The sequence below is a fragment of the Pseudomonas sp. MF08875 genome, from assembly GCF_059862525.1.
This window is the reverse complement of sequence record NZ_JCBCUW010000031.1, coordinates 60637-73673: the sequence shown is the minus strand read 5'-3', so window position 1 is coordinate 73673 and position 13037 is coordinate 60637. Positions and strand designations below refer to the sequence as shown.

General features: G+C 62.4%; 10 protein-coding genes and 1 pseudogene. 6 read left to right on the top strand and 5 right to left on the bottom strand.

Annotated features, from left to right (window positions below):
• Window positions 1-124: 124 nt before the first annotated feature.
• Together AC19YT_RS18430 and AC19YT_RS18425 are read left to right on the top strand one after the other, a co-directional pair.
• Window positions 125-754 (top strand): annotated as a pseudogene (locus tag AC19YT_RS18430) (EAL domain-containing protein); the annotation flags it as partial.
• Window positions 755-831: 77 nt separating this feature from the next.
• Complete coding sequence (locus AC19YT_RS18425) at window positions 832-1584, top strand: iron-containing redox enzyme family protein (protein ID WP_371856218.1); 753 nt, start codon at window positions 832-834, stop codon at window positions 1582-1584.
• A gap of 18 nt (window positions 1585-1602) precedes the next feature.
• On the opposite strand, the gene AC19YT_RS18420 is transcribed toward AC19YT_RS18425, so the two are convergent.
• The 5 genes from AC19YT_RS18420 to AC19YT_RS18400 form a co-directional block, all read right to left on the bottom strand.
• Window positions 1603-2529, bottom strand: coding sequence for a GGDEF domain-containing protein (locus AC19YT_RS18420; RefSeq protein ID WP_095107453.1), 927 nt, complete (start codon window positions 2527-2529; stop codon window positions 1603-1605).
• 308 nt (window positions 2530-2837) lie between these two features.
• A complete protein-coding gene (locus AC19YT_RS18415) occupies window positions 2838-3578 on the bottom strand; it encodes a YciK family oxidoreductase (RefSeq protein ID WP_095107454.1) in 741 nt (246 codons plus the stop codon).
• Between the two features lie 46 nt (window positions 3579-3624).
• Complete coding sequence (mupP, locus tag AC19YT_RS18410) at window positions 3625-4296, bottom strand: N-acetylmuramic acid 6-phosphate phosphatase MupP (protein ID WP_500597004.1); 672 nt, start codon at window positions 4294-4296, stop codon at window positions 3625-3627.
• A 4-nt stretch (window positions 4297-4300) separates the two neighbouring features.
• Entirely contained in the window at window positions 4301-4999 is a 699-nt protein-coding gene (ubiG, locus tag AC19YT_RS18405; RefSeq protein ID WP_500610771.1) for a bifunctional 2-polyprenyl-6-hydroxyphenol methylase/3-demethylubiquinol 3-O-methyltransferase UbiG, read from the bottom strand.
• A 51-nt stretch (window positions 5000-5050) separates the two neighbouring features.
• Window positions 5051-6397: a TRZ/ATZ family hydrolase gene (locus AC19YT_RS18400; protein ID WP_095107457.1), complete on the bottom strand. Its 1347-nt coding sequence runs from the start codon at window positions 6395-6397 to the stop codon at window positions 5051-5053.
• A gap of 108 nt (window positions 6398-6505) precedes the next feature.
• Between AC19YT_RS18400 and mtnA the strand changes: the two genes are divergently transcribed.
• The 4 genes from mtnA to pheA all read left to right on the top strand — a co-directional run bounded on the left by mtnA (window position 6506) and on the right by pheA (window position 13032).
• The gene (gene mtnA / locus AC19YT_RS18395; protein WP_500610770.1) at window positions 6506-7582 is read left to right on the top strand and encodes an S-methyl-5-thioribose-1-phosphate isomerase; all 1077 of its coding nucleotides are present in this window, start codon (window positions 6506-6508) and stop codon (window positions 7580-7582) included.
• A gap of 414 nt (window positions 7583-7996) precedes the next feature.
• Window positions 7997-10648, top strand: a complete 2652-nt coding sequence (gene gyrA / locus AC19YT_RS18390; protein WP_095107459.1) for a DNA gyrase subunit A — start codon at window positions 7997-7999, stop codon at window positions 10646-10648.
• Window positions 10649-10852: 204 nt separating this feature from the next.
• Window positions 10853-11938, top strand: a complete 1086-nt coding sequence (serC, locus tag AC19YT_RS18385; RefSeq protein ID WP_500610769.1) for a 3-phosphoserine/phosphohydroxythreonine transaminase — start codon at window positions 10853-10855, stop codon at window positions 11936-11938.
• Complete coding sequence (pheA, locus tag AC19YT_RS18380) at window positions 11938-13032, top strand: prephenate dehydratase (protein ID WP_500610768.1); 1095 nt, start codon at window positions 11938-11940, stop codon at window positions 13030-13032. Before serC ends, pheA begins: the two co-directional genes overlap by 1 nt.
• Window positions 13033-13037: the final 5 nt, after the last annotated feature.

Genomic DNA, 13037 nt, shown 5'->3' with positions numbered 1-13037 from the left:
TGAGTCAGCTGCCGGTAATGCGTAGTCATCTGCGCTTGAATCCTTCGGTGTGAGAGCCTGGATTCTACCGGTGGCTGGCTCTCTGCCTCTCGTTTCAAGCGTTGCGCTTATTCTATGAATTCAGGGTCTGATGCCTTCGTTAGACCGTTGGGTAGTTCATAACGTATTCAAGATCATTGCTCAATGTATTGCTCAGGAACGCCCGGGAACAATGGCGATGTGTGCGATTAATCTGTCAGGTATTACTATCGGAGATGAGAGTTTTCTGGACTTTCTGCGGGAGCAATTCAAAACTTACGATATTCCACCAGAAATGATTTGTTTTGAAATAACTGAAACAAGCGCCATCGCCAATCTCGCTAGCGCAATTAGATTTATCAATGAACTCAAGCGCTTAGGTTGCTTTTTTTCATTGGATGATTTTTGTGCCGGGATGTCTTCGTTCGCGTACCTAAAACATTTACCTGTAGACTTCCTGAAGATCGACGGAAGTTTCGTGAAGGATATGTTGGACGATCCGATCAATCGCGCCATGGTCGAAGTTATCAATCACATTGGCCATGTCATGGGTAAACGCACTATTGCCGAGTTCGTTGAGTCACCCCAGATCGAACAAGCGTTATTGGAAATCGGTGTGGACTTTGCTCAGGGTTATATTATTGAGCGCCCACAACTATTTACCTGCGACAGCCTGTTGTGCCGCCCTGTGCGGCCGCAACCGTTGTTGTTCAAGGCGCCCGGCACCTTTCGCTGAACTTACGGCTGATCTTCATCATCACCATCAAAAGGAGCTCGACAGTGATCGATACATTCAACCGCACCGGCCCGCTCATGGACGCCGCCAGTTACCCCGTCTGGGCCCAGAAGCTGATCCGCGAATGCAGCGAGAGCAAGCGCCGGGTCGTCGAGCACGAGTTGTACCAACGCATGCGCGACAACAAACTGGGCGCCAAGACAATGCGCCATTACCTGATCGGCGGCTGGCCGGTGGTTGAGCAGTTTGCCTTGTACATGGCGCAAAACCTGACCAAGACCCGCTTCGCCCGCCACCCCGGCGAAGACATGGCGCGCCGCTGGCTGATGCGTAACATCCGTGTGGAGCTCAACCACGCCGATTACTGGGTCAACTGGAGCCGCGCCCATGGCGTGACGCTGGAGGATTTGCAGGCGCAACAGGTGGCGCCGGAGCTGCACGCCTTGAGCCACTGGTGCTGGCACACCAGTTCGGCCGATTCGCTGATCGTGGCCATCGCGGCCACCAACTACGCCATCGAAGGCGCGACGGGTGAATGGTCGGCGTTGGTGTGTTCCACCGGGGCCTACGCGGCAGCGTTCCCCGAAGAGGCGCGCAAGGGCGCGATGAAGTGGCTGAAGATGCACGCCCAGTACGACGACGCGCACCCTTGGGAGGCGCTGGAGATCATCTGCACCCTGGCCGGAATGAACCCCTCGGCGCAGTTGCAGGTGGAACTGCGCCAGGCCATTTGCAAGAGCTACGACTACATGTACCTGTTCCTGGAACGCTGCATGCAGTTGGAAAAAGCCCCGGTGGCTCGCGCGTGCTTGGCCCTGGCCGACGACTGAAGTGGCCTGGCGGGGTGCCTACCCCGCCATCGCCAAGCGGTTGCGGCCTTCGCGCTTGGCCACGTAGAGGGCGCTGTCGGCGCGGCGGATCAGGCTTTCGGCGGACTCACCGGGCAGCAGGGTGGAGCAGCCGAGGCTGACCGTCAGTTCGATGGGCACCGTGTCGGCCCGATAGTCCTGGGCTTGCGCGGCGTGGCGCAGGCGTTCGCCCACCAGGGCCGCGGCTTCGCGGCTGGTGTTGGAGAGCAGGATCAGGAACTCTTCGCCGCCGAAGCGGAACACCATGTCCACATTACGCAATTGGCCCTTGATCGCCGCGGCCACGGCTTTGAGCACTTTGTCGCCGGCGTTGTGGCCGTGGCTGTCGTTGACCCGTTTGAAGTGGTCGATGTCGAGCATCAGCAGCGACAGCGGTTGCAGGTGGCGGCGCGCCATGTCGATTTCCCGTTGCAGGGTCTGGTCCATGGCGATGCGGTTGCCGGTGCCGGTCAATGGGTCGCGCAGGGCGCTCTGGGTGGCGGCGCGGTAGAGCAGGGCGTTGCGCATCGGGTAGAGCAGGCAGGACAGCAGCGACTCCAGGCTGGCCAACTCTTCCTCGCTAAAGCGCTGGTTACGGCGGAATACCAGTTCACCCAGGTGCTCGCCTTCGTGGCTGAGGCTGTAGCTGACGCAATGGTGGCCGCGTTGGCCGAACTCCAGGCGCAGGTCGCTGGCCTGGTGTTCGTAGCTCAGGGCGTGCAGCGGCACCAGGCGTTGGATCTCACGGAAAAACAACCCCAGGATGCGCTGCGGCTCCAGGCTGGTCTGTAATTGCAGGCCCAGTTGCTGGCGCAGTTGACCCAGGCTGATCGTGCGCTGCACCAGAGGCGATTGCTGCCCAAAGCCCAGGCGCTGCAATTTGGCGCTGTCGAAGTCGATGGCGTGGGTCTGGGTGGGTGATTTCATATGGCACGGGCCCCTGAGCACGAAATGCTGTCTTACAGGCCGAGTGAAAGCTTTGTATCCGCTGATCCATCAGTCCCGTAGGACAAGTGCTATCAGTCTAGTCGGACTCGCTGCCACGCGGCGTGTTTGCAGGGTTTAGAGCGAAAGTCGTGCCATTCGGTTCAGTTTGATAAAACTCGTTTCAATTCAGATGCTTGGATTATTTTGCGGAACACGGCGAGAAGCGCAGTGGCAGAAACTTGGCTGAGATAGGCGCGGGGGGCGGGGAGGGGCAAGTAGCGCGCCGGTAAACCGGCGCGCCACGGGGGTTACTGCGCGTCGAACGCCTGGCCGTTGATCCCGGTGCTGTCCGGGCCCATCAGGTACAGGTAAACCGGCATGATTTCCTCGGGCGTAGGGTTGTTGCCCGGGTTCTCGCCTGGGTACGCCTGGGCGCGCATGCTGGTGCGGGTAGCGCCGGGGTTGATGCTGTTGGAGCGGATCGGCGCTACGGTGTCCACTTCGTCGGCCAGGGTTTGCATCAGGCCTTCGGTGGCGAACTTCGACACCCCATAGGCGCCCCAATACGCGCGGCCCTTGCGCCCGACGCTGCTGGAGGTGAACACCACCGAGGCGTCCTGGGACAGCTTGAGCAGCGGCAGCAGGGTGCTGGTGAGCATGAACATGGCGTTGACGTTGACTTGCATCACGCGCATGAAGTTCTCGCCTGACAGCTGCTCCAGCGGAGTGCGCGGGCCAATGATCGAGGCGTTGTGAAGCAGGCCGTCGAGGTGGCCGAACTCGCTTTCGACCATGGCTGCCAGCTCATCGTATTGATGGGGCAGGGCGGTCTCCAGGTTGAACGGGATCACCACCGGTTGCGGGTGGCCGGCGGCTTCGATCTCGTCGTAGACCTGGGTCAGGTTGGCTTCGGTCTTGCCCAGCAGCAATACGGTGGCACCGTGGGCGGCGTAGGTTTTCGCCGCAGCGGCGCCGATGCCACGACCGGCGCCGGTGACCAGGATGACCCGGCCTTTGAGCAGTTCGGGGCGAGCGGAGTAATCAAACATAGTTAAGCCTCAACAAAACAATAAGCAGGTGGCCGCAAGCGGCGCTCTAGCAGCGGCACAGCGCGTTATCCAGCACCTTGCGCAGTTCCAGCGGGTGGTCCACCACCGCACCGGCGCCCCAGTTGTGGGGGTTGTCGTCGGGGTGGATATAGCCGTAGGTGACGGCGGCGGTCAGGGTGCCGGCGTCGCGGCCCGATTCGATGTCGCGCAGGTCATCGCCCACGAACAGGACGCTGGCCGGGTCGAGGTCGAGCATCTTGCAGGCCAGTGTCAGGGGTTCAGGGTCGGGTTTACTGTTCGTGACGTGGTCCGGGCAGATCAGCAGGGCCGAGCGTTCGGCCAGGCCCAGGCGTTGCATGATCGGTGCGGCGAAGCGCAGTGGCTTGTTGGTGACCACGCCCCAGATCAGGTTGGCCTTTTCCAGGTCGGCCAGCAGTTCGGCCATGCCGTCGAAAAGCTTGGTATGGACGGCGCAGTCCTTGAGGTACAGCTCTAGAAATTCCTGGCGCAGCGCTTCGAAACCGGGCGATTCGGGGTCCATGGCGAAGGTCACTGCAACCATCGCCTTGGCGCCGCCGGAGATTTCGTCGCGGATGTGCTGGTCGGCAATCGGTGCCAGGCCACGGTCGGCGCGCATCCGCTGGCACACCGCGATGAAGTCCGGCGCGGTGTCGAGCAGGGTGCCGTCCATGTCGAAAAGAACCGCTTTGATGGCCATCGGCTTATTCCTCGCGCAGGGTCTGGATCATGTAGTTGACGTCCACGTCGGCGGCCAGTTTGTAGTGCTTGGTCAGCGGGTTGTAGGTCAGGCCGATGATGTCCTTGACGGTGAGGCCGGCGGCGCGGCTCCAGGCGCCCAGTTCGGACGGGCGGATGAACTTCTTGAAGTCGTGGGTGCCACGCGGCAGCAGCTTCATGATGTATTCGGCGCCGATGATGGCGAACAGGTAAGCCTTGGGGTTGCGGTTGATGGTGGACAGGAACACCTGGCCACCGGGTTTGACCATGCGGAAACAGGCGCGGATCACCGAAGACGGGTCGGGCACGTGCTCGAGCATCTCCAGGCAAGTGACCACGTCGAACTGCTCGGGCATTTCTTCGGCCAGGGCTTCGGCGGTGATCTGCCGGTACTCCACGCTCACCCCGGATTCGAGCTGGTGCAGGCGGGCCACCGCCAGGGGCGCTTCGCCCATGTCGATGCCCATCACGGTGGCGCCGCGTTGGGCCATGGCTTCGCTGAGGATGCCGCCGCCGCAACCGATGTCCAGGACCTTCTTGCCGGCCAGTTTGACCCGCTCATCAATCCAGTTGACCCGCAGCGGGTTGATGTCGTGCAGCGGTTTGAACTCGCTTTCGCGGTCCCACCAGCGGTGGGCCAGGGCTTCGAATTTGGCGATTTCTGCGTGGTCAACGTTGCTCATGGGGTCATCCTCTAAATCCAGTGAAAGCGTTGGCGGAGCTTGAGTCGTGGCTCAAGCCCCTTGATTCGGTTGGTGGTGGCCGCCGATGCGTTCGCCCCAGGCGACGGCGGTGGCACACAGTTGCTGCTCGTCCAGGCGCGTCAGGCGGCGGTCTTCAAGTAAGGCTTTACCGGCGACCCAGACATGCGTCACGCAGTCGCGGCCCGTGGCGTAGATCAACTGGGAAACCGGGTCGTAGACGGGTTGCTGGGCCAGGCCGGAGAGGTCGAAGGCCACCAAGTCGGCGGCCTTGCCCACTTCCAGCGAGCCGATGTGCGTATCCAGGCCCAGGGCTCGCGCGCCGTTCAAGGTGGCCATGCGCAGCGCGCGGTGGGCGTCCAGGGCGGTGGCCGAGCCCGCGACAGCCTTGGCCAGCAAGGCTGCGGTGCGGGTTTCACCGAGCAGGTCGAGGTCGTTGTTGCTGGCTGCGCCATCGGTGCCGACGGCCACGTTGACGCCCGCCAGCCACAAGCGCTCCACCGGGCAGAAGCCGCTGGCCAGTTTCAGGTTCGATTCCGGGCAGTGGATCACGCTGCTGTTACTTTCTACCAGCAAAGCCAGGTCGTCATCGCTGACCTGGGTCATGTGCACGGCCTGAAAGCGTGGCCCCAGCAGGCCCAGGCGTGCGAGGCGGGCCAGGGGCCGCTCCTGGTTCTGCTCCAGGGCCTGGTGCACTTCGAAGGCGGTTTCGTGGACGTGCATCTGGATCGCAGCGTCCAGTTCTTCGGCGATGACCCGCACTTTTTCCAGGCTTTCATCACCCACGGTGTACGGCGCGTGGGGGCCGAGGGCGATGGTGATGCGCGGGTGGTGCTTGAGCTCGCCGAACAGCGCGATGGCTTGGCGCAGGGCTTCGTCGGCGTCGCTGGCGCCGGGGATCGGGAAGTCGAGGATAGGCATGGCGATTTGCGCGCGGATGCCGCTGTTGTGCACGCGTTCGCACGCGACTTTGGGGAAGAAGTACATATCCGAGAAGCAGGTGATGCCGCCCTTGAGCTGTTCGGCGATGGCCAGGTCGGTGCCATCACGGACGAAGGCTTCATCGACCCACTTGCCCTCGGCGGGCCAGATGTGGTTTTCCAGCCAGGTCATCAGCGGCAGGTCGTCGGCCAGGCCACGGAACAGGGTCATTGCCGCGTGCCCGTGGGCATTGACCAGGCCGGGGCTCATGAGCATGCCGGGCAATTCGCGCACTTCTTGCGCCTTGAGCTTCAGGGCCTGGGCCCTGGGGCCGATAAACACAATACGGCCCTCGCGGATGCCCAGGCCGTGGTCCTTGAGCACAACGCCGGCCGGCTCCACAGGTACCAGCCAGGTCGGCAGCAGCAAGAGGTCGAGCGCAGGGGCAGAGATTGGCATCGTGGCAGGGTTCCGCGGCTTTTATAGAGGACGGCGAAGTATACCCGAGCGTCTTCGCGGGGGGATCGCTATAATCGGCCGCTTTTGTTCTTGAGTGGGGAGTCAGGCATGCGCGATCGACTGTTGGCGGCGGAGAAGGTGAAGGCCATCGATTGGCGCGATGGCGCCCTGTACCTGCTCGACCAGCGCATCCTGCCGTTCGAGGAGCGCTGGATCGCCTACACCAGCGCCGCCGGTGTGGCCGAGGCCATCCGCACCATGGTGGTGCGCGGCGCGCCAGCCATCGGCATCAGCGCCGCCTATGGCGTGGTGCTGGCCGCCCGCGAGCGCTTTGCCGCCGGCGGTGATTGGCAGGTGGAGCTGGAAGAGGACTTCGCCCTGCTCGCCGATTCTCGGCCCACGGCAGTCAACCTGTTCTGGGCCCTGAACCGCATGAGCGATCGCCTGTACCGCCTCAAGGGCAACGCCGACCCCTTGGCGGCGCTGGAGGCTGAGGCTCTGGCCATTCACGAGAGCGACCGCGAAGCCAACCTGACCATGGCGCAACTGGGGGTGGACCTGATCCGCCGGCACCAGGGCAACGCCCAGGCGATCCTCACCCACTGCAACACCGGGGCCCTGGCCACCGGCGGCTTCGGCACAGCGCTTGGGGTGATTCGCGGGGCCTGGATCGAAGGCATGGTGGAACGGGTCTACGCCGACGAAACCCGGCCCTGGCTGCAAGGCTCGCGCCTGACGGCGTGGGAGCTGGCCAACGAAGGCATCCCGGTGACCCTCAATGCCGACTCCGCGGCGGCCCACATCATGAAAACCAAAGGCATCACCTGGGTCATCGTCGGCGCCGACCGCATCACCGCCAATGGCGACGTGGCGAACAAGATCGGCACCTACCAACTGGCGGTGAACGCCATGCACCACGGCGTGCGCTTCATGGTGGTGGCGCCCAGCTCGACCATCGACATGAGCCTGGCCAGCGGCGACGAAATTCCCATCGAAGAGCGCGACGGCAGCGAGCTGCTGGAGGTCGGTGGCAAGCGCGTGGGGGCGGACGTGGAAGCGTACAACCCGGTATTCGACGTGACGCCGGCGGACCTGATTGACGCGATCGTCACCGAAAAGGGCATTGTCGAGCGGCCCGATATGGCGAAAATGGCCCAGTTGATGTGCCGCAAACGCCTGCATTGATGGGCGATTCTGGTTGATGAATGGCTCTCGCGAGCAAGCTCGCTCCCGCGGGTAAGGGTTTTGGTGGGAGCGAGCCTGCTCGCGATAGGGGCCGCACAGCCAGCCAAACCGCCCCAATCGGCCGCCAATTCTGCATTCGCCCCCGCTCTGAGCTTCTCTCGTCGCCCTCAAGCCCGTCATCGCTCATCTAACTACGCTCCATGCGCATCAGAGGGATAGGTGCGTGGCGGCGATTGTGATACCATCCGGCGTTTTCCGAGATAGCCCCAAGGGGTTGTCTTTACTGCGCAAATCCGTGGTGCAACTCGTTGATTTGTCGTAAGTCGATGCATGGCATAAAGCCTGCACCGGCGAGCTTCGTTCGTCCCATATGGATGTGACGAGGTTTCACCAGAAAAAGGAATCAGGCTTCTCATGGGCGAACTGGCCAAAGAAATCATCCCGGTCAATATCGAAGACGAGATGAAGCAGTCCTACCTCGACTACGCAATGAGCGTAATTGTCGGGCGGGCACTGCCTGATGCGCGTGATGGCTTGAAGCCCGTGCATCGTCGCGTGCTCTTCGCGATGAGCGAACTGGGTAACGACTGGAACAAGCCATACAAGAAATCGGCCCGTGTCGTCGGCGACGTGATCGGTAAGTACCACCCCCACGGTGATACCGCGGTCTACGACACCATCGTGCGTATGGCCCAGCCTTTCTCCCTGCGCTACCTGCTGGTGGACGGCCAGGGCAACTTCGGTTCGGTGGACGGCGACAACGCCGCGGCCATGCGATACACCGAAGTGCGCATGACCAAGCTGGCCCACGAGTTGCTGGCCGACCTGCACAAGGAAACCGTGGACTGGGTGCCGAACTACGACGGCACCGAAATGATCCCCGCGGTCATGCCCACCAAGATCCCCAACCTGCTCGTCAACGGCTCCAGCGGTATCGCCGTGGGCATGGCGACCAACATCCCGCCGCACAACCTCGGTGAAGTCATCGACGGTTGCCTGGCCCTCATCGACAACCCCGAGCTGACCGTCGATGAGCTGATGCAATTCATTCCCGGCCCGGATTTCCCCACCGCCGCGATCATCAACGGTCGCGCCGGCATCATCGAGGCCTATCGCACCGGTCGCGGGCGCATCTACATGCGTGCCCGCTCGATCATCGAAGACATCGACAAGGTCGGTGGCCGCCAGCAGATCGTCATCACCGAGCTGCCGTACCAGTTGAACAAGGCTCGCCTGATCGAGAAGATCGCCGAGCTGGTCAAGGAAAAGAAACTCGAAGGCATCACCGAGCTGCGTGACGAGTCCGACAAGGACGGCATGCGCGTCGTGATCGAGCTGCGCCGTGGCGAAGTGCCTGAGGTGATCCTCAACAACCTCTACGCCCAGACCCAGTTGCAAGCGGTGTTCGGTATCAACATCGTCGCGCTGATCGACGGCCGCCCGCGCATCCTGAACCTCAAGGACCTGCTGGAAGCCTTCGTGCGTCACCGCCGCGAAGTCGTCACCCGGCGCACCGTGTTCGAGCTGCGCAAGGCCCGCGAGCGTGGCCACATCCTGGAAGGCCAGGCCGTTGCCCTGTCGAACATCGACCCGGTCATCGCCCTCATCAAGGCCTCGCCGACTCCGTCGGAAGCCAAGGAAGCCCTCATCAAGATGCCGTGGGAATCCAGCGCCGTCGTGGCGATGGTGGAGCGCGCCGGCGCCGATTCCTGCCGTCCCGAGACCCTGGACCCGCAATACGGCCTGCGCGACGGCAAGTATTTCCTGTCGCCGGAACAGGCCCAGGCCATCCTGGAACTGCGCCTGCATCGTCTGACCGGCCTGGAACACGAAAAGCTGCTGGCCGAGTACCAGGAAATCCTCAACCAGATCGGCGAGCTGATCCGCATCCTCAACAGTGCCGTGCGCCTGATGGAAGTGATTCGCGAAGAACTGGAAGTGATCCGCGCCGAATACGGCGACGTGCGCCGCACCGAGATCCTCGATGCGCGCCTGGACCTGACCCTGGGTGACATGATCCCGGAAGAAGAGCGCGTGGTGACCATTTCCCACGGCGGTTATGCCAAGACCCAGCCGCTCGCTGCCTACCAGGCCCAGCGCCGTGGCGGTAAAGGCAAGTCGGCGACCGGCGTCAAGGATGAGGACTACATTGCTCACCTGCTGGTCGCCAACAGCCACACCACGCTCCTGCTGTTCTCCAGCAAGGGCAAGGTGTACTGGCTCAAGACCTATGAAATCCCGGAGGCCTCCCGCGCCGCCCGTGGCCGCCCATTGGTCAACCTGCTGCCGCTGGGTGAGGGTGAGTACATCACCACCATGCTGCCGGTCGAGGAATACACCGAAGGTCACTTCATCTTCATGGCAACGGCCGACGGCACCGTGAAGAAGACCCCGCTGGAGCAGTTCAGCCGCCAACGCAGCGTGGGCCTGATCGCCCTGGAACTGGACGAAGGCGACGTGCTGATTAGCGCCGCGATCACCGATGGCCAGCGCGAAGTCATGCTGTTCTCCGACGGTGGCAAGGTGACACGCTTCAAGGAATCGGATGTACGTGCCATGGGCCGTACCGCCCGTGGTGTGCGCGGCATGCGTCTGCCAGAAGGGCAGAAGCTGATTTCCATGCTGATCCCCGAAGAAGGCAGCCAGATCCTCACTGCTTCGGCCCGCGGCTACGGCAAGCGCACCGCCATCAGCGAGTTCCCCGAGTACAAACGTGGCGGGCAGGGCGTGATCGCCATGGTCAGCAACGAGCGTAACGGTCGCCTGGTGGGCGCGGTGCAGGTGCTCGACGGCGAGGAGATCATGCTGATTTCCGACCAGGGCACGCTGGTGCGTACGCGGGTCGACGAAGTCTCCAGCCTGGGCCGCAACACCCAGGGCGTGACCCTGATTAAGTTGGCCAGCGACGAAACGCTGGTGGGCCTTGAGCGGGTGCAGGAGCCTTCGGAAGTGGAAGGTGAAGAGTTCGATGGCGATGAGGCCGAGTTCGAGGCCGGCGCCGTGAGCGACGAGGCGGGTGAGAGCCAACCGCTTGGTGCTGCCGCTGACGAAGAACCGCAGGAGTAAGCGGACACCCAGGGGGCGGATGAGAATTCGCCCCCTTGTTGTTTGTGTATGTGGGGGCGGGCTTGTCCGCGATGGCGTTATTGCTGCCGACAGCTATGTAGCGGTTGTATCGACTTCATCGCGGGCAAGCCCGCTCCCACGTCCGAGCAAGCATGAACTGAAGATTTATTGCACCACCCCCACCAGATCAGAGTGAGATTGGATGTGAGCAAGAGAGCTTATAACTTCTGTGCCGGTCCCGCGGCGCTTCCTGAAGCAGTCCTGCAGCGCGCGCAGGGTGAACTCCTCGATTGGCACGGCAAGGGCCTGTCGGTCATGGAAATGAGCCATCGCAGCGACGAATTCGTGTCCATCGCCACCAAGGCCGAGCAGGATCTGCGCGACCTGCTGGACATCCCGTCTAACTACAAAGTGCTGTTTCTACAAGGGGGCGCCAGCCAGCAGTTTGCCCAGATCCCCCTCAACCTGCTGCCGGAAAACGGCTCGGCCGACTATATCGACACCGGTATCTGGTCGCAGAAAGCCATTGAAGAGGCCTCGCGCTACGGTCACGTCAACGTCGCCGCCACCGCCAAGCCCTACGACTATTTCGCCATTCCCGGCCAGAACGAGTGGCAACTGAACCGTGACGCGGCCTACGTGCACTACGCGCCGAACGAAACCATCGGTGGCCTGGAGTTCAATTGGGTGCCCGAGACCGGCGACGTACCGTTGGTGGCCGACATGTCCTCGGACATCCTCTCGCGCCCTGTGGATATCTCCCGTTTCGGCATGATCTACGCCGGTGCGCAGAAAAACATCGGCCCCAGCGGTATCGTCGTCAACATCATCCGCGAAGACCTGCTGGGCCGCGCCCGTCCCCTGTGCCCGACCATGCTCGACTACAAGGTCGCGGCCGACAACGGCTCGATGTACAACACCCCGCCGACCTTGGCCTGGTACTTGTCCGGCCTGGTGTTCGAGTGGCTCAAGGAGCAGGGCGGCGTGGCGGCCATCGGCAAGCTCAATGAGGTCAAGCAGCGCACCTTGTATGACTTCATCGACGCCAGTGGCCTGTACAGCAACCCAATCAATAAAACCGATCGCTCCTGGATGAACGTGCCGTTCCGCCTGGCCGACGACCGTCTCGACAAGCCGTTCTTGGCCGGCGCCGAGGCCCGTGGGCTGCTGAACCTCAAGGGCCACCGTTCGGTGGGCGGCATGCGCGCTTCTATCTATAACGCCGTGGACATCCACGCGGTCAACGCGCTGGTGGCGTACATGGCAGAGTTCGAGAAGGAACACGGCTGATGTCCGAGCAAGAACTCAAGGCCCTGCGCCTGCGCATCGATAGCCTGGATGAGAAAGTCCTAGAGCTGATTAGCGAGCGCGCGCGCTGTGCCCAGGAAGTGGCACGGGTGAAAATGGCCTCCCTGGCCGAGGGCGAAGTGCCGGTGTTCTATCGCCCCGAGCGCGAAGCCCAGGTGCTCAAGCGCGTGATGGAGCGCAACCAGGGGCCGCTGGGTAACGAAGAGATGGCGCGGTTGTTCCGCGAGATCATGTCCTCGTGCCTGGCCCTGGAGCAGCCGCTCAAAGTCGCGTATCTGGGGCCGGAAGGCACCTTCACCCAGGCTGCGGCCATGAAGCATTTCGGCCACGCGGTCATCAGCAAGCCCATGGCGGCCATCGATGAAGTGTTCCGTGAAGTAGCGGCCGGGGCGGTGAACTTTGGCGTAGTCCCGGTGGAAAACTCCACCGAGGGTGCGGTCAACCACACCCTCGACAGTTTCCTCGAGCACGACATGGTGATCTGTGGCGAAGTCGAGTTGCGTATCCACCACCACTTGCTGGTGGGCGATAACACCAAGACCGACAGCATCAGTCGCATCTACTCCCACGCCCAGTCCCTGGCCCAGTGCCGTAAGTGGCTGGACGCCCATTACCCGAATGTCGAGCGCGTGGCGGTGTCCAGCAACGCCGAAGCGGCCAAGCGGGTCAAGGGTGAGTGGAATTCGGCGGCCATCGCTGGCGACATGGCGGCGGGCCTCTATGGCCTGACGCGCTTGGCGGAAAAAATCGAGGATCGCCCGGATAACTCCACGCGCTTCCTGATGATCGGCAGCCAGGAAGTGCCGCCGACGGGCGACGACAAGACCTCCATCATCGTCTCGATGAGCAACAAACCGGGGGCCTTGCACGAATTGCTGGTGCCGTTCCACGACAACGGCATCGACCTGACGCGGATCGAGACCCGTCCTTCGCGCAGCGGTAAATGGACCTACGTGTTCTTCATCGATTTTATCGGCCATCACCGCGACCCACTGGTCAAGGGCGTGCTGGAAAAAATCAGTCAGGAGGCCGTGGCACTCAAGGTGCTGGGTTCCTACCCCAAAGCAGTTCTTTAAGGGCG

What these genes read in the sequence shown, in the direction of transcription:
- mtnA (WP_500610770.1), top strand. Translation starts at nt 6,506, where the DNA reads ATGCGCGATCGACTGTTGGCGGCGGAGAAGGTGAAGGCCATCGATTGG.
- ubiG (WP_500610771.1), bottom strand. Translation starts at nt 4,999, where the DNA reads ATGAGCAACGTTGACCACGCAGAAATCGCCAAATTCGAAGCCCTGGCC.
- gyrA (WP_095107459.1), top strand. Translation starts at nt 7,997, where the DNA reads ATGGGCGAACTGGCCAAAGAAATCATCCCGGTCAATATCGAAGACGAG.
- mupP (WP_500597004.1), bottom strand. Translation starts at nt 4,296, where the DNA reads ATGGCCATCAAAGCGGTTCTTTTCGACATGGACGGCACCCTGCTCGAC.
- AC19YT_RS18420 (WP_095107453.1), bottom strand. Translation starts at nt 2,529, where the DNA reads ATGAAATCACCCACCCAGACCCACGCCATCGACTTCGACAGCGCCAAA.
- AC19YT_RS18415 (WP_095107454.1), bottom strand. Translation starts at nt 3,578, where the DNA reads ATGTTTGATTACTCCGCTCGCCCCGAACTGCTCAAAGGCCGGGTCATC.
- AC19YT_RS18400 (WP_095107457.1), bottom strand. Translation starts at nt 6,397, where the DNA reads ATGCCAATCTCTGCCCCTGCGCTCGACCTCTTGCTGCTGCCGACCTGG.
- AC19YT_RS18425 (WP_371856218.1), top strand. Translation starts at nt 832, where the DNA reads ATGGACGCCGCCAGTTACCCCGTCTGGGCCCAGAAGCTGATCCGCGAA.
- pheA (WP_500610768.1), top strand. Translation starts at nt 11,938, where the DNA reads ATGTCCGAGCAAGAACTCAAGGCCCTGCGCCTGCGCATCGATAGCCTG.